Source organism: Trebonia sp., assembly GCF_049794275.1.
Taxonomy (GTDB): domain Bacteria; phylum Actinomycetota; class Actinomycetes; order Streptosporangiales; family Streptosporangiaceae; genus Trebonia.
The window spans coordinates 1-16033 of record NZ_JBARCR010000858.1 but is presented as its reverse complement, the minus strand read 5'-3'; the positions used below and the strand labels follow the sequence as shown (position 1 = coordinate 16033).

Sequence of the window (16033 nt, the reverse complement as noted above, 5' to 3'; positions counted from 1 at the left end):
GGTCCCCAGCTCGCGGTCTTCGCGTCGTCGCTCGGCATCCCGACGGTGCTGATCGTGTGCGCGCAGGCGCCAGGAGAAGCGAACACCACGCTGCGCGCGGCGGCCGCCGCCTGGTCGCCAGCGTCGGCAGCCCAGGCGAACACCCTGCGGGTCATCGCCGCCTCCGACGCCGATCTCCAGGGCGGGCTGCCCGGTGCGGCGCTGACCGTGATCGTGACCACCGTCGACGACGCGGCGCCCCAGGTCTCAGAAGCGGTACGCGCGCATGCCACCGTGCTCGCGGTCTCGCCGCGCGTGGCGACGCCCGACCAGCTCGCCCGCATCGCCGCCTCGGCCGCCGACGCGGGCGGGAACGTCGTGGGGATCATGGTCGCGAATCCGGAGCCTGACGACGCGACGACCGGCTTCGCCCCGGCTATGGGCAGGCAACCGCGCGTGCTGCCGACGCGCATGAATGGCACGACGCGGGCACCACGAGGCAACGGCGCCGTAGCCACGATGAGGGAGGAGCGACGGTGAACGACCAGGACGACGCGGACTTCGAGGACTCGGGCAGCTTCGCCGCCGGGTCGGTCCGGTTCCTGAGCCCGCAGGTCGGGCTCCCGTCGGTGCTGCCCAGCTTCACGCCTAAATCGAGCGACTTCTCGGCCACGTCAGAAGAGCCCACGGAATCGGCGTTCTCCACCGAGTCCGAGCCGGAGCCAGAGCCGGACCCGGAGCCTGAGTCCGCCGTCGTGCCGGCGGATGTCTTCGGCGCCTTCGACAGCTTCGAGCCCAGTGCCTCCTTCGAACCCAGTGCCTCCTTCGAGCCGGAGGGTTTCTCTGTTGATCCGGGGGCTTCGGCAGAACCGGACGTGTACGCCGAGCCGGAGGAGTCCCCCGCGGCTGAGTCGCCCGCCGAGCCCGAATCACGCAGCTGGCCCGAGTATTCCGACGTCTTCACCAAGCCCGCGTTCTTCGGCAGGCCGGACCTATCCGCCGAGCCTGAGTCCTCCGCCGGGCCGGAGCCCGCCCCTGAGCCGCCGGCCCCCGAGGGAGAGGCCTCCTTCTTCACCAGGCCCGCGTACTTCCCCGCGTCCGAAGGCGACGGCGAGCAACCCAAGCCCGTCGAGGAGCCGCGTTACTCCGCTCGTGGGGAGTCGCGGTACCCCAGCCCGCAGGAGCCCTCGTTCTCCGCCCCAGCGGAGTCGCGGTATCCGGCGCCAGGGGAGCCGCGGCGCTCGTTCTCCGGGGAGAGCCGGTATTCCGGTCCTAAGGAGACCAAGTACACCCCTCTCGATGACCCGCGGTTTTCGGCGCCCGGGGACGGGGAACCGCGGCGCTCTTTCGCTGCGGAGCCGCGCTACTCCGGCCCGCAGGAGACGCCGCACTCTGCTCCAGCGGAGACGCCGTACGCTGCTCCAGCGGAGTCGCGGTATCCGGCGCCCGGGGAGCCGCGGCGCTCGTTCTCCGGGGAGAGCCGCTATTCCGGTCCTAAGGAGACCCCGCACTCTGCCCCCAACGGGGCGCGGTTCTCGCCCGTCGGGGAGTCGCGGTACTCCGGCCCCAAGGAGCGCAGGATCTCCCGCCCTGAGGGGTCGGCGATTCCGGCCGCGCCGTCACAGAACGGGACGGGGACAGCGGCGGAACCGGCCAATGCCGAGACCCAGGAGCCAGCGGTGACTATCGAGGTCCCGGGCAAGCGCCCTGCCCAGCACCCGGTGCGGACGACCGGCGAACTGTCGGTGCTGCGGTCGCCTGAGCGCCCCGTAGGGGCCGAATCGCGGCTGCCCGACCTGTGGGGCTACGACGGCTACCCGGTCGTCGATAACACGCCACCGGTCGATGACCAGGCGGGCATCGTCAGCCTCGGTTACATTGGCGCCGCGATCAGGCGCAAGAAAAAGGTCTGGGTGCTGACGACCGCACTCGGGGTCCTCGTCGCCGGCGCCCTGTACGCAACCCACAAGGCGACCTATACCAACACCACGACGGTCCAGCTGGCCCTGAACCCCAACCTGGACGCGGCCACCGCCCTACAGACCGATGCCATCCTGGCCGAGGACTCGACGATGGCCCAGCTCGCCATGCAGAAGCTGGGCCTGCACGAAACGGTCCCGGCCTTCCTGAAGACCTACACGGTCACCGTCAGCACCACCGCCGCCAATCTGCTGACGTTCACGACCACGGCGGCGACCCCGAACGCGGCGTACAACGAGACCAACACCGTGGCGGCGACCTTCCTCCAGTACCGCGCCCAGACTGAGCTGGAAAAGGAGTCCGCCAACACCGCCGCGCAAGACCAGCAGGTGACCCAGACTCAGCAGCAGGTCAGCCAGCTCAACAGCCAGATCAAGAAGCTGAAGAACGAGGGCGTGACGACAGGGGACAGCAGGCTCGTGAGGCTGCAAAACGACCTGACCACCGCGCAGACCCTGCTGGCGTCGCTGCAGGCGAACGTGGCGAGTGCCAACGCCACCCAGCGGTCGACCACGGCCCAGCTCATCGCCGGCAGCAGCGTCCTCGACACCGGCATCCCGGCCGAGGGGGTCAGCAAGAAGAAGTTCGCGATCGAGTACGGCGGCGGCGCCATCTTCGGCGGACTGGTGATCGGGCTGCTGATCGTCGCCATCGGCGCCATCCTCTCCGACCGGCTGCGCCGCCGTGACGACGTCGCGGCGGCCCTCGGCGCCCCGGTCCGGGTCAGCGTGGCATCAGGCGGCAAGCGCTCGCGCAAGGCGAACCGTGAGGCCGACCTGAAGCGGGTCGCCGCGCACCTGGGCGCCGCCGTGCCGACCGGTTCCGAGAGCGCGGGCAGCCTCGTGGTGGTCGCCGTGGACGGCAAGAAGTTCATCAGCGAGGCGATCAGGGAGCTGGCGGTCGCGACCGCCAAAGAGGGCAAGCGCGTGGTCGTGGCTGACCTGGCCGGCGGCGCGCTCGGCCAGTCCTTCGGCACGAAGGAACCCGGCATCCGCGGCGTAGACGTGGCAGGGACTCGCATGGTGCTCGTGACCCCCGACCGCGGCGACCTCGCTCCCGTCGGCCCGCTGCACGCGCCGCTGCTCGGCACCCCGATGAACGGCATTCAGAACGTCCAGGCGGCCGCCGACCTCTTCATCACGCTCGCGGCGGTGAACCCCGCCACAGGCGCGGCCCACCTCAAGACGTGGGCAGACGAAGCGGTGGCCGTGGTCACCGCGGGAGAGTCGTCGGTCACGAGGGTTCAGGCCGTAGGCGAGATGATCCGCTTCGCGGGCGCCGACCTGACCTCAGCCGTCCTGCTAGGCGCCGACGGAAAGGACGAAAGCCTCGGCTACGCCACCGTGTGACCGGCGCAAGTCCATGATCACGTAAGAAAAGTATGCGCATAGGAATCTTTTTCTTCGTGATCATGAAATTGCCGAGCGCCGGCGCGGCGGCTGCCCGCGGAGCCATTCTCCGCTGTCCCGTCGGCCTCAGAAGTCTTATGTGTGTCGCCTACCCGGATACCTAGGTTCACTTTGCGTACGATATGACCACTTGTGACCGGTCACTCAACCCTGATAGTGGTCACCTCGGCTGCAAGGTGAACACAAGAGGCTGGTGTTACCAGTGGTGGCGCCCGCGGTGGGTGACTGAGCGCGGGCAGGGTAATGACGGCACGCGACCGGTGATACCGGTGATTGAGTACGGGTGCGCAGGGCGATCAGGCCTGGCGGCGGGTGGCGGCTGGGAGCAGGAGGGAGGCCGCCACCGTGACGTCGAGCATGTACGTCGAGGGATTCGTGATGCCGTCCTCGGTGAAGGACGCCACGATGCAGTAGATGACGAGGAACAGGGCCAGCGCCCGCCGCATGCCGCGGGACTGGAGGCAGGCGAGGACCAGCACGTAGAGCAGGATCACCGCGCACATGACCACGCCGAACAGGCCCTGGTCCTGGTAGGAGAGTATCCAGTTGCTGTCGACGGGGAGGCCGTCGAACGAGCCGTTGGACAGGCCGAAGCCGAAGATCTCCTGGAATGTGGTGCGCGGGAACGCGAGCAGCGGCCCCCAGAAGTTCGTCCGGCCGGTCAGGTTGGTCAGCTGGGTGGTCCCTTCGCCCCTGGCCATCCACGACGTGATCGCGGAGGAGAAGGCGGCGAACGCCACCACCGTGGCGCCTCCGACCACCCCGAAGAGCCGTCGGACCCGGGGTGTGGCGATCAGGCTCAGCCCGCCGAACAAGAGCGCCACGAGCATCGCCACGAGAGCGGTCCTCGTGTGCGTGAGGAGAAGCACGCCGGTGGCGACGACCACGTACCAGAGCGCGACCTTGCCGCGCAGCTGGCCGCAGAACCACATGATGGCGGCGATCCCGATGGACACGGCCGCGTAGTGCGCGACCTGAGTCGAGGCGATGGGCCAGATGATGTCCTGGAGCCGGCCGCCGTTCAGCGCGCGGTTGGGATCGACCATGATCCCGAGCACCACGGTGATGACCACCCACAGCATGGCCTTCATATGGCAGCGCACCAAGAGCATGTCGGCCCGGTTCCAGTAGGGCGACAGCAGCCACAGCACGGCGACGAACTCGAGCATCCGGAACGTGCGGTAATAGGTGCCCTTCACGGGCCCCACGGTCAGCACGGTCACCACGGTCTCAAGGGCGAGCAGGGTCAGCAGCAGGAGAAAGACGTTCGGGCGGAACTTGCCGCGCGGGTTCTGCATCAGCGCCAGCAGCACCGCCAGCGACAGGGCGCCCTGCGTGATGACCTTTCCGGCCGACCCGGGGATCGGTATCACCGACACGCCGGTGGAGAAGGACAGCACGTTGAGGACGAGCAGGCCCCAGATCAGCCCTACATTGCGCTTCAGCCTGCGTTCGCTCGCCTCCGCGGCGGGCAGCCGCCTGAGCGCCCGGGTCGCGCGGGGGCGGACTCCGACGAAAGGCAGGGCGGTCATCGGGCGGCGACCTCCTGGTAGATCTGCGTCACCGCCGCTGCCTTGGTGGGGAAGGTGTTCTCCGATGCGAACTCGATGGCGGCCGCACTGCGTGCCGCCCAGTCGTCCGCGGTCAGCACGGTTCGCATGGCGGCCGCCAGGTCTGCTGGCAATTCTTCCGGCCGCTGCGGCAGCGGGACCTTCTCGGCGGCCAGGCCCACCTTGACATCGCCGATGCCGTGCAGGTCGAGCGTGACGGCGGGCAGGCCCTTGCCGAGCGCCTCGAGAAACTGGGCGCTCGAGGAGTCCCGCAGCGAGCAGAAGAGAAACAGCGAGGAGGTGTCGTAAAACTCGGCGAGCTTGGGCCACGGAATCCGGCCGAGCAGCTCAACGTCACGGTCGAGCCCGAGCCGTTTCACCGTGGCCGCGACTCGCGGCAGGAACGGCCCGTCCCCGGCCATGACCAGGCGCGCCTGCGTCGTCTTGCGCAGTTCGGCGAAGGCCTGCACGGCAAGCTCAGGCGCCTTGCGGGCCAGCATCCTGCCCACCCAGAGGATGACAGGCACCCCGGCCGGCCGCTGGCGCGCGGCGCCGATGTACTCCTGCGACAGCCCGTCGGCCAGGAAGTACCTGATGTCCCTGGCGCCGAGAGCCCGGCAGGCGGCCTCCGTCGCCGAGTTCGTCACCAGGACGACGGACGAGTTCCTCAGCGTCTCCTTGGTCCAGCCGTTCAGCTTGAGCAGCGAGCCGGTGGCGACGCTGCGCGCCTTCTCGACCGGCCATTCGCGGCCGAAGTAGCTCCGGTAGTTGGACGGGGCGGTCTGGCCGCCGCCGATCGGCCCGTACACCAGCGGCTGCGGCAGCCGCCAGAGCCTGCTGCCCAGGTGCAGCGATCCCCAGCCGGTGTGGTGCGTCACGTCCCAGGTCCGGCGCAGGCCGACGGCGAACTCGTACGCCTTGTTCTGCCAGCGGCGGTACTCGTCGTAGCCCTCGATGCCGCCGGGGAGCTTGAAGGGGATTTCGTAGGCCTCGATGAAGTGGAAGTCAATGTCGGGCCGGCCGCCCGCAAGCACCCGGTCCTTGAACTCCGGGTGCGTCAGGACCGTCACTTCGTGCCCGTGATCCGCCAGCGACGTGGACCACATCCAGCCATTGCCGATTTCGCCGCCGTAGCCAGGGGCGCACTGAAACGCGGAGACCAGAACCTTCACGGCGATACCATCCTTGTCGCTTGCAGTCCGTAGTGCGGCTGGCTGGCACTCATGCGGTTTCCTCGGCGGCGAGGCTGATCCAGTCAGGGATGGCCGCGGCGCGTTCGTCGCTTCTGGCGAGGTCGCTCGCCGCGATCTGGATGGCCGACACCACCACCATGTCGCGGACCGGGTAGACCGCGGGCTGGCCCGCCTTGATCCGGCCCAGGCCCTCGCGGTACATGGCGGTGTGCGCCTTGTCCCTGAACAGGGTGCGCCCGTAGCGTTCGATCCCGTCGGACCTGACGCGGTACTTCCAGAGGTCGTCGATGGTGATGGTGGTTTGTCCCCGGCGGATGTCCATTTGCTCCTGGACGCCGCGGATGTCATCGCCGCGGGTGGTGCCGAGAACGGTGAGCAGCGAGCCGTCTTCGAAGGTGACCGTGAGGACCCGCTCCTCGTCGCTGCCCGGTTCTGTGCCCGGCAGGCGTGGTGACAGGGTAGTTGAAACGGGCATCGGGCTGCCGTCGATCAGGAAGACCGCGAGGTCGATCCAGTGGCACAGGTTGCCGGTGATCCTGGTGCCCTGATTCGGCCAGAAGTACCAGTGGTCGGGCTGGAAGGTCAGCTCCTTGACCACGCACGAGATGGACGTCGGTCCGGATTCCCGCGCGAGCCTGGCGCGCGCCCGGCCCACCAGGGGGTGGTACCGCCTGTTGAATCCGATCTCGATCGCCCCCGGGTTGGCGCGCATCGTCGCGGCGAGCTGCTGCACGTCGTCCGGCGTCACCGTGGGCGGCTTCTCGAGGAAGACGCGGTGCCCTGCCTTGACCGCCGCGCAGGCCAGCTGCGTGTGCGAGTCGTGCGCGGTCGCGACCACGACAAGGCCGGGCGCGGGCAGCTCGGCGATGGCCCGCTCGGAATCCGTGGTGGCCAGCGCGAAGCCGTAGTCCCTGCCGACAATGGCGGCGATCTGCGGTTCCCTGTTCGCCACGGCGTACAGCTGGAAGTGGCCGCGGCGCAGCGCGGGGATGATCTCCGAGCGGGTGTAGTCGCCGCCGCCGAGCACGGCGACCGGCAGGCTAGCCACCACGGGCGGCAACGGCGTCAGCGGCAGCACCGTGTCCGCGGCCTGGCCGTTGACGGCGGGAGGCGCGAGGAGCGCGGGAGGCCGCAGCACGTCGGGTGCCGCGCCCTGCGCCGGAGTCCCGGTCGCGGTCACCGCATCCGTAAGCAGCTCGACGAGCTCGGCGGGCGGCCGGGTCGCGGAGTACAGGTAACCCTGGCGGCAAAGCCTTGTCAGCGTCTCGGTCTCGGCGATCAGCCGGGCGGCGGCGGCCCGCAGGTCGTCCTCGGAGAACGACGCGGGGACGTCGAGGACCAGCTCGCGGTGCACGACAAACTGGTGCGCGCAGGACGGGACGCGGCTCGCCAGGGCCACCACCCGTCGTCCGGAATCGAGGGCGTCGCCGAGCACCAGGGTCACCCGGAAGTCACCGGTGAACCGCGGTTCCTCGCGCTTGGTCCGCGCTTTGCGCAAGGTGATCCGCGGGCCGTCCGTGTACAGGAAGACCGCGACCTTGCGCCCGGGGCGGCGCTGCTGGCGACCGGAGGCGTTCTTCAGCGTGAAGAGCGGGACGGTGGCGGTGACGCCGACCAGGACGCCGTCGGCGGGTACCTCGTAGCCGGGGGTCTCGATCCACTCGCCACGCCACAGCAGCTTCATGTCGTCAACTCCAGATGTCGCGGGCGACGTTGAGCATGACGCGTGAGCCGAACCGCTCGAGCCTGATCGGCAGTTCCCGCATGTCGGCCAGGCTTTCGCGGACGGCGCGCTGCCGCTCCATGGGACACAGCACGACGAGGAAACCGCCGCCGCCCGCCCCGGTCAGCTTCACGCCAGAGGCGCCTGCCTCGAGCGCCCGGGTGACCGCGCCGTCCACCTGCGAGTTCGACACGCCGGAGGCCAGCTTCCGCTTGGCTTCCCAGCTCTCCCGCAGCGCCGGCCCGATAGCGTCCACGTCGCCGCTGCGCAGCCGCTTGACCGCGAACCCGGCCAGGTCGCGGAGCAGGTCGAGCTGCGGCAGGGTGGCCGGCACGTTCGCGTTCTGCTCGGCGAGGATGTTGTCCGCCCGGCGGGTGATGCCCGTGTAGAACAGCATCATCTGCTGCTGCAGGGCGACCCGCTCGCTGGCGCTGAGCCCGAGTTCCTCGTGGCTCACGTCCTCGCCCGGGCCGAAGCGCAGGTCACGGATGCCGCCGAGCGCCGCGATGTACTGGTCTTGCTTGCCGATGGGCTTCCCGCAGCGCTCGATCTCGATCCTGCAGGCGCCTTCGGCGAGCTCCTCGGCCGACATCTGCCGTCCGGTGTAGGCGTACAGGGCGTGCAGCAGCCCGACGGTCACCGCCGACGAGGACCCGAGACCGGATCCGGAGGACGGGATGTCAGCCAGCGTGGTGATCTCCACGCCGCCGGTGACGCCGGTCATCAGCATGGCCTCGCGGACAAGCTCGTGCTCGATGTCCGCTACCCGGGAGACGATCTCCTTCTTCGAGTAGTTGACGTAGATCTCGTCGTCGAAGCGCTGCTTCACGATCACGTAGATGTACTTGTCGATCGCGCAGTTGAGGACACGGCCGCCGTGCTCCAGGTAGTAGCTCGGCAGGTCCGTCCCGCCGCCGAGCAGCCCGATGCGCAGGGGGGTCTGGGTGATGATCATCGCGCCGGCCACTCCTCACAAGCCCGTTGGTAGGCGTCCGGGGTGCCGATGTCGAGGAAGTAGCCGTCGACGAGCACGACCTTGGCGCGCGCCACCAGAGCGGGGAGGAGATGGTAGCCGATGTCCCGCGGCGGTTCGCCGGCGATCTCGTCAAGCAGGCTCGGCTTGAAGGCGTAGAGCCCCGCGTTCACCAGGTCAGAGACCGGGTGCTCAGGCTTCTCGGTGAAGCTGGTGATCGTGCCGGTCTCGTCGGCTTCCACCACCCCGCCGGTGGACGGCGTCGCGGAGTGGAAGACGCCAAGCGTGGCGACCGGCTGGTGCTCTCGCTGCGTCTTGATCAGCGACCTGAGGTCGAAGTCGGTGAGGTTGTCGGCGTTGCAGGCCAGGAAGAAGTCCTCGCCGGCCACCCAGTCGCGGTTGGCGGCCAGAGTGCCGGCGCTGCCGAGCAGCTGGGGTTCATAGGACGTCAGTACGGCGGGCGGCCCGGTGCGCGCGGCGAGATAGCCGCGGACCACGTCTGGCAGGTGGTGCAGGTTCACCAGCACCTCGTCGACGCCGGCCTTGGCGAACGCGTCGAGCCAGATCTCGAGCAGCGGCCGGCCGCCGACCGTGAGCATGCACTTGGGGGTGGTATCGGTGATCGGGCGCAGCCGGCTGCCGACGCCGGCGGCGAGGAGGAAAGCCTTCACCCGGTGGCCTTCCTGACGACCCCGAGGCTGCGCATCTGGGCGTTCGCGGCGGCCAGCACCCCGTCAAGCCCGTCCATGCCCTTGAGCCACTCGGCGTACGCCGCCACCGATTCCGCGCATCCCCGCCGCGGCGCCCAGCCCAGCTCCCTGAGCGCGCTGGTGTCGGAGTAGATGTGCCTGGTGTCGCCGAAGCGGTACTCGCCGGTGACCGTTCCCGGCTCGGCGGAACCGTACTGCCGCATGACGATGTCGGAGAACTCACGAGTGGTGACGGGCTTGCCGCCGCCGACGTTGAAGACCCGCCCGGCGGCGCGCTCGTCGCTGAGGACGAGCACGTTGGCGTCGACCACGTCGTCGATGTTGACGTAGTCGCGGATGGCCCCGCCGTCCTCGTACAGGACGGGCGCGATCCCCTGCAGGTAGCTCAGGCAGAAGATGCGGCAGGCGCCCGAGTACGCGTTGTACACCGACTGCCGGGGCCCTTGCACGATGCTGTACCGCAGGGCGACCGTGGGGATGTCGTACCTGCGGCCGAGGTTGACGGCGACCATCTCCTCGCCGAGCTTGGACATGCCGTAGGCGTTCTGCGGGTTGGAGATCCGCTCTGGCGTCAGCTGCAGCTCGAGCGGGCCGCCGCACCGCGGGCACGGGATCTCCCACTGCCCGGCCAGCAGCGTCTTCTCCGGGCGCATCCCGGGGAGCTGCTCGCCATCGCGCGGGCACAGGTACAGCCCTTCGCCCATCGCCGACTGCGACGAGGCCACGACCACCCGCGCCATGTCCAGCCGCTCCGCGACGATGATCTCGTAGATCAGGGCCGTGGAGACCACGTTGACCTCGGTGAAGCGCGCGAAGTCCGGCAGGTAGTCCTGGTAAGCGGCGAAGTGGTACACGGCGTCGACCCGCCGGAGCAGGTTCGCCAGCAGGTCGCGGTTGCGCACGTCGCCCTTGTAGAACTCGACGCCAGGGCTCAGGTACGTCGGGACGCCGTCGCGGTGTACCGGCGGGGTGAGCGCGTCCAGGACCACGACCTCATGGCCGAGGGCAAGCAGCCGGTCGCACGTGTGCGAGCCGATGAATCCCGCGCCGCCGGTGACGAGGATCTTCATTTCTTGCGGTTCCTCCTGCGCTCAGCGACCTCGCGGTAGACGTCCAGGGTCTTGGCGGCGCACGCGCCCCACGTGAACTCGCCGGCCCGGCGCAGGCCGTCCTCGATCAGCCGTTCCCTGGCCGGGCCCGCGGCCTCGATCATGGCCTTGGCGATCGACGCCGGGTCGGTCGGATCGGACAGCATGGCCGCGCCGCCCGCGGTCTCCGGCATGGCGGTGACGTCGGACGTGACGACGGGGCAGCCGCACGCCATCGCCTCGAGGATGGGCAGTCCGAAGGTCTCGTTGAACGACGGGTACACGAAGACGTCGGCGGCGCGGTAGAACGGCACGGTGTCCGCGAGCGGGATGCCGCCGACGAACAGCACGTCCTCGGCGATGCCGAGTTCCGCGGCGAGCGCGGGCAGCGAGTCGGTGTACTTCTCGTCACGTCCGGCCCCGATGATCACCAGTTGCTTGTCGCCAAGCGCCGCCCTGGCGCTCGCCCAGGCGCGCAGCAGCCCGTCACAGTTCTTGTACGGCCACAGCGACGAGACGAAGAGCACGAAGGGCTTGGTCACGCCGTAGGCCTTGACCTGAATCCGCGCCTCTTCCGCGTCGCCCGGCTTGAACAGGTCGTGGTCGACCGCCTCGGGGATCATCTTGAGCTTGCCAGGCTCGACGTCCAGGTGCTTGTTGATCTCGTCGCGCAGGCTGCGGGAGTTGATGATGATCGCCTCGGCCACCTGCACGGTCCGCGGGTAGCTGAACAGCCGGTAGGCGCGGGTCAGCGGCGCGACCGACTCGGGCTGGGTGAACGCGTGCATGGTCTTGATGTGCACCACGTTGGACCACGACGGGCTCAGCACGGGCGCCATCAGCGTGCTGAAGATGTCGGTCCCGCCCAGCGGCAGCCGCAGTGGCGAGTACAGGTGCTCGCTGAGCGTCCGCAGCTTCCTGTGCTCGTTGGACCACGGGTAGGTGATGTAGGAGACATTGTCCCCGTAGTCCTGGTGCATCTTCTTGGATTGCGGGCTCACGACGAGGCGCAGATCCTCGCCCGTCTCCAGCCTGCTGGCCATCTCGGGGATGACCCGCGTCCAGAACCAGTGGGCGCCCGACGGGTTGGCCGGGTCTTCAGTCAGGAGGTTGATCGCTACCCGCATAGTCAGAACACCGTCTCCGAAATCGTGTCCGCGGCCATCCGTGTATGGCGGACGTACTGGGCAAGGGCGTGCATGACGGCCTGGTGCAGGTCCTCGACCACGCCGTAGTTCGTGCAGTCGACGTGAATGGCCACGTCGGCCACGGTCCTGGCCGCGCCGCCTTCGAAACCGGTGATCGCGATCGTGCGGAGACCGTTGTCGCGGGCCCAGGTCAGCGCGTCCACGATGTTCCGCGAGCGGCCGGAAGACGACACGGCGATGAGCACGTCACCCGGCCTGGCCTGGGACTGCAGCTGGTACACGAAGATTTCGTGGTAGCCGATGTCGTTGGCGATCGCGGTGAGCACCTCCACGTTCGTGGACAGGCTCAGCACCTGCGGCGCGAGGTCAGTGCCGGTGCGGATCCCCTTCAGGTGGTCGCATTGCATGTGGTTCGCGATGGCGGCGGAACCGCCGTTGCCGCAGGAGAACATCCGGGCGCCGCGCGCGTAGGCATCGACGAGCAGGCTTCCGGCCCGCTCCATCGCCGCGGGGTCGATCGTCTCGCTGGCGCGCGCCATCTCCTTGGCGTACTCGGCGAAGTACGCTCCGGCGCCGGCGTACCGCGCGTCGGGAAACTTCACCGCGGCGGCCGCGGCCGCCAGGGAGCCGGACTCCTGCGGGTCGTAGCCGCTGCTCATGCCGCACCCTGTTCCATAGCGCGGGCGGAGAGCTGCCGCAGGATGAACGGCGCCGCGGCGGCGAGGCTCGGGAACGGCCAGACACTGGGGCCTGGGCTGGCGTCGGAACCCAGGTAGGCAGCGGACGCCCCGATGGATTTCGCGAGGCCGACGTCTTCCGGCCGGTCGCCCACGACCCAGGAGCGGCTCAGGTCGAGGCCGAGGGCGGCCGCCGCGGCCCTGGCCATTCCCGGGCCGGGCTTGCGGTCCTCGCTGGTGCGGCTGAACGCCTGCACCACCCCGTCCGGGTGATACGGGCAGTAGGCGAACAGGTCGATGCGCGCGCCGCGGCTGGCCAGGTGCGCGGCGATGTGCGCGTGCACCTGGTCGACGTCGTCGAGCCCGTACAGCCCGCGCGCCACCCCGGACTGATTGGTCACAACGGCGACGGGGACGCCGGCCGCGTTGAAGCTAGCGATCGCCTCGGGCGCTCCGTCGATGAACTCGACTCGATCGACTGACCCGACGTACCCGTGATCCACGATGATCGTGCCGTCCCGATCCAGCAGGATCCCCGGACGCATCCACCCACCTCATTCGACTCGCGCGCGACTGCTGGCGGCGCTTGTATATGAGCGCGCCGCCATGGGCCGTGATACACGCGGCGGAACCGGCTATGACCCCCGCGTCCTGAGCACGGTCCTGGCCGTGACTCCCAGCTCGGTGATCGCGGGGGACAGGTCGTGCCAGTCGACGTTGTCGTAGTGGCGGGTGCGCGCGAATTCGGTGGCGAAGAGCCATCCGCCGCGCGCCTTGGACACGGTGTCCGGGCGTCCCGACAGGTGGTAGTTCTGCATGAGCCAGCGCAGGTCGCCGTGCAGCCAGCGGGTCCTGACACCGGTCCGGTGGCCTTTCACCTGCTCCACCGGCTCTCCGGTCGCCCACTTCCAGATCATCAGCGGGAAGTCGATGCCCGACGCAGCGGCGTTCTCGATCGTCCCGGCCAGCCTGGGGTTGATCTCCATCAGCAGCGGGCGGCCTGCCCGGTCCCTGCGGAACTCGACCTCGCAGACCCCCTCCAGCCCGATCGCCCTGGCGAGCGCCACGGCGGGCTCCAGGATGTCCGCGGGGGCCTCGATGCTTTCCCGCAAGACCGAGGCGCCGCCGAGCGGCGGGCTGGTGCGGTGCGCCACGTGTCCGCAGCTCGCCAGCGCCTGGCCGCCGGCGAGGAAGAGCGAGACACCCTCGCGGCGGCCCGGGGCCCACTCCTGGGCGAGCACGGGAGATCCGGCGTCGATGAACTTCCTGGTGGCATCGACGGCCTCGGCCTCGCTGACAACCTCCACGGGCATCAGACGGCTGTGGGCCTTGCCGGTCCACGGGATCGTGGGCTTAACCACGAAGGGGAACTCGAGCTCCGCGTACGCGGCGGCCAGCTCCGTGACGCTGTTGACGAGGACGGACTTGGGCCCGGCGATGCCCAGCTCGCGGGCCGCCGCCAGCGTGCGGTCCTTGTCGGTGGCGATGGCGAGCGCGTCGTCCGACGCTACCGCCAGGACGCAGCCCAGCTCGGCCAGCCGTGCGCGGTGCGGCGCGAGCGCCACGATCACCCCGTCCCCCGTCGGCAGCACGACGCGCACCTGGTGGGCACGGACGAAGTCCGCGAGCGCGTCCGCGAACGCAGCGGCATCGGCGCCGTAGCTCGGCAGCACCACGGCCTTCGCGCAGTACCTGGAGCGGAACGCGGGGACAGGCAGCGACGACGGATACTCGGCGAAGGTCTCGCCCAGCGCCACCCGCAGTCCGGCCCGGCCGAGGCTGCGCGCGCTGGCCAGGCTCTGCTTGTGCGCGGCATCGAGCACCAGGGCGTCATAGCGCTCCGGTATCCCCGCCATCCTGCCTCCCCCTGCCAGGCCGCCAGAGGCGTTTCCCGCCCGCGCGAGAATCGCAGAATGGGAGAGGGAAAGATCCCGCCCTGATACAAAAACTGAGAGCCAGATAAGTCCTGGCTGAGAGCGTTCCCAGCGTTTTCCCAGCAATGTGTGCACGATGGGCGTATCACCGAAGATGGATAGGGGATCAATTGCTCGTGACCCACAGAGACGTGACACGCCGAGGCGGGGCTGAACCCGTCCTCGGCGAAGGCCAGTCCTCTGGAGCGTCCGCACCGTCCGTGATAGTCGCGACGATCTTCCGCGAAGGTGGCGAGACAGGGGTCCACACGCATTTCGGGCAATTGCGCGGCTACCTGGAACGGCACGGCACCGGGGTGAGCGTGGTCACGCCGTTCTCCTGGAACAGGACGCTGAGCTATCCGGTATTCGCGCCGCGACTGGTGCTCAGGCGCGTGAGTCCGCCGGCCGCCGTCGTGTGGTACCGGCACTGGCACGAGGTCTTCCTGTACCGCGCGCTGCGCCAGCGGCTCGCCGACGGCCGTGAGCAGGTCATCTACGCGCAGGGGCCGCTCGAAGCCAGGGCGGCGCTGCGGGCGCGGCGCGGCCCGCGGCAGCGCGTGATCATGGCGGTGCACTTCCGCGCCTCACAGGCCGACGAGCACGCGGAGCCCGGCAGGGAAATCAAGCGGGACGGGGCGCTGTACCGGGCGATGCGCCAGGCAGAGCGAGAGGTGATCCTGCACGTCGACGGCCTGGTGTACGTGTCAGGGTGGGCGCGGGACGCGCTGCTGGGCTGGCTGCCCGAGGCGGCGGACGTGCCGTCCGAGGTGATCGGCAACGGCGTGACGCCGGTCGCGACCACGGTTTCCGTGCAGGGGGAGCGGGAACAGCTCGCCGACCTCGTCACCGTCGGCAGGCTGGACGAGGCGAAGAACCACAGGTTCCTCCTCGACGTCCTGGTCGAAGCCAGGCGCAAGGGGCGGCGCGTCACGCTGGACATCTACGGCGACGGCCCGCTCCGCAGGGACCTCGCGCGCCGGATCAGCTCGCTGGACCTGGACGGACAGGTCCGGCTGCTCGGCTTCCGCGCCGACGTGCGGCAGCAGCTTCCTGCCTACCGGGCCTACACGCACGCCTCGTACGCGGAGACCTCCTCGCTCGCGATCATCGAGGCGATGGCCGCCGGGCTGCCCGTCGTCGCGGCGGGCATCGGCCCCATACCGGAACTCTGCAAGGACGGCGCGGAAGCCCGCTTCTGGCCGCTGGATGACCCGGCCCGCGCCGCAGCCGTCCTTCTCGAGCTGCTCGACTCGCCGTCCGCGCTGGCGGCCGCGGCGAGTTCCGCGCGGGCACGGTTCGCCCGCGACTTCGACATCGACGTGGTAGGCGAGCGGCTGAGGTCGTTCCTGCTGGCAGGCACCGCGGCATAACCGGTGCGGCGGCGCGGTCAGCGTCCGCCTCACCTGCCGCGCGAGCGGGCTGTAGGAGAGCCCGCGCCGCATCCCGAGCGCCGCCGTGTAGCTCCTGAAGAACAGCTTCTTCGCCGCCATCCGGCCGGCGCCGTCCCTGTCGTAGAAGGTGATTCTCGGCAGCGTCATGTCCCCGAGCAGGCTGACCGGGGTCTCGACGGAACACGCGTAGCCGTACCCGGCGTCGCGAACCGCCTGCCTGGCCGTCGCGTCCATCCGGCCGTACGGGTAGGCGAAGCCGGTGACCGGCAGGTCGAACAGCTCGCGCAGCCGCGCCC

The 16033-nt window shown here is 69.6% G+C and carries 13 protein-coding genes; 3 read left to right on the top strand and 10 right to left on the bottom strand.

Annotation, left to right across the window (positions count from 1 at the left end; genetic code table 11):
* Positions 1–519: hypothetical protein (locus WA805_RS22255; RefSeq protein WP_425243300.1), on the top strand; the 519-nt coding region annotated here is incomplete at its 5' end.
* Positions 516–3308, top strand: a complete 2793-nt coding sequence (locus WA805_RS22250; protein WP_425243299.1) for a hypothetical protein — start codon at positions 516–518, stop codon at positions 3306–3308. The genes WA805_RS22255 and WA805_RS22250, both read left to right, overlap by 4 nt.
* 356 nt (positions 3309–3664) lie before the next feature.
* Here WA805_RS22250 and WA805_RS22245 read toward each other — a convergent pair whose 3' ends face one another.
* From WA805_RS22245 to WA805_RS22200, 10 genes are all read right to left on the bottom strand, one after another.
* The gene (locus tag WA805_RS22245; RefSeq protein WP_422326532.1) at positions 3665–4900 is read right to left on the bottom strand and encodes an O-antigen ligase family protein; all 1236 of its coding nucleotides are present in this window, start codon (positions 4898–4900) and stop codon (positions 3665–3667) included.
* On the bottom strand, positions 4897–6090 hold the full coding sequence (locus tag WA805_RS22240) for a glycosyltransferase family 4 protein (protein WP_424561132.1): 1194 nt from the start codon (positions 6088–6090) through the stop codon (positions 4897–4899). The genes WA805_RS22245 and WA805_RS22240 overlap by 4 nt, the downstream gene beginning before the upstream one ends.
* A 49-nt stretch (positions 6091–6139) precedes the next feature.
* Positions 6140–7795 (bottom strand): Gfo/Idh/MocA family protein, encoded by a 1656-nt coding sequence (locus WA805_RS22235; protein ID WP_425243298.1) that lies wholly within the window; start codon positions 7793–7795, stop codon positions 6140–6142.
* A gap of 4 nt (positions 7796–7799) precedes the next feature.
* Complete coding sequence (locus tag WA805_RS22230) at positions 7800–8789, bottom strand: hypothetical protein (protein WP_425243297.1); 990 nt, start codon at positions 8787–8789, stop codon at positions 7800–7802.
* Positions 8786–9478, bottom strand: coding sequence for a nucleotidyltransferase family protein (locus WA805_RS22225; protein ID WP_422326535.1), 693 nt, complete (start codon positions 9476–9478; stop codon positions 8786–8788). The genes WA805_RS22230 and WA805_RS22225 overlap by 4 nt, the downstream gene beginning before the upstream one ends.
* Positions 9475–10587: an NAD-dependent epimerase/dehydratase family protein gene (locus WA805_RS22220; RefSeq protein ID WP_422289716.1), complete on the bottom strand. Its 1113-nt coding sequence runs from the start codon at positions 10585–10587 to the stop codon at positions 9475–9477. The genes WA805_RS22225 and WA805_RS22220 overlap by 4 nt, the downstream gene beginning before the upstream one ends.
* Complete coding sequence (locus WA805_RS22215) at positions 10584–11732, bottom strand: glycosyltransferase family 4 protein (protein ID WP_422289715.1); 1149 nt, start codon at positions 11730–11732, stop codon at positions 10584–10586. Before WA805_RS22215 ends, WA805_RS22220 begins: the two co-directional genes overlap by 4 nt.
* 2 nt (positions 11733–11734) lie before the next feature.
* Positions 11735–12412 (bottom strand): SIS domain-containing protein, encoded by a 678-nt coding sequence (locus WA805_RS22210; protein WP_422279748.1) that lies wholly within the window; start codon positions 12410–12412, stop codon positions 11735–11737.
* The gene (locus WA805_RS22205; protein WP_422279750.1) at positions 12409–12975 is read right to left on the bottom strand and encodes a D-glycero-alpha-D-manno-heptose-1,7-bisphosphate 7-phosphatase; all 567 of its coding nucleotides are present in this window, start codon (positions 12973–12975) and stop codon (positions 12409–12411) included. The genes WA805_RS22210 and WA805_RS22205 overlap by 4 nt, the downstream gene beginning before the upstream one ends.
* Positions 12976–13065: 90 nt before the next feature.
* The gene (locus WA805_RS22200; RefSeq protein ID WP_425243296.1) at positions 13066–14286 is read right to left on the bottom strand and encodes an ATP-grasp domain-containing protein; all 1221 of its coding nucleotides are present in this window, start codon (positions 14284–14286) and stop codon (positions 13066–13068) included.
* A 278-nt stretch (positions 14287–14564) separates the two neighbouring features.
* On the opposite strand from WA805_RS22200, the gene WA805_RS22195 reads away from it, so the two are divergent.
* Positions 14565–15716 (top strand): glycosyltransferase family 4 protein, encoded by a 1152-nt coding sequence (locus WA805_RS22195; RefSeq protein WP_425243295.1) that lies wholly within the window; start codon positions 14565–14567, stop codon positions 15714–15716.
* Positions 15717–16033 lie beyond the last annotated feature (317 nt).

Coding starts and splice junctions, on each gene's coding strand:
- WA805_RS22245 (WP_422326532.1), bottom strand. CDS start 4,900: ATGACCGCCCTGCCTTTCGTCGGAGTCCGCCCCCGCGCGACCCGGGCG.
- WA805_RS22235 (WP_425243298.1), bottom strand. CDS start 7,795: ATGAAGCTGCTGTGGCGTGGCGAGTGGATCGAGACCCCCGGCTACGAG.
- WA805_RS22230 (WP_425243297.1), bottom strand. CDS start 8,789: ATGATCATCACCCAGACCCCCCTGCGCATCGGGCTGCTCGGCGGCGGG.
- WA805_RS22220 (WP_422289716.1), bottom strand. CDS start 10,587: ATGAAGATCCTCGTCACCGGCGGCGCGGGATTCATCGGCTCGCACACG.
- WA805_RS22215 (WP_422289715.1), bottom strand. CDS start 11,732: ATGCGGGTAGCGATCAACCTCCTGACTGAAGACCCGGCCAACCCGTCG.
- WA805_RS22210 (WP_422279748.1), bottom strand. CDS start 12,412: ATGAGCAGCGGCTACGACCCGCAGGAGTCCGGCTCCCTGGCGGCCGCG.
- WA805_RS22205 (WP_422279750.1), bottom strand. CDS start 12,975: ATGCGTCCGGGGATCCTGCTGGATCGGGACGGCACGATCATCGTGGAT.
- WA805_RS22200 (WP_425243296.1), bottom strand. CDS start 14,286: ATGGCGGGGATACCGGAGCGCTATGACGCCCTGGTGCTCGATGCCGCG.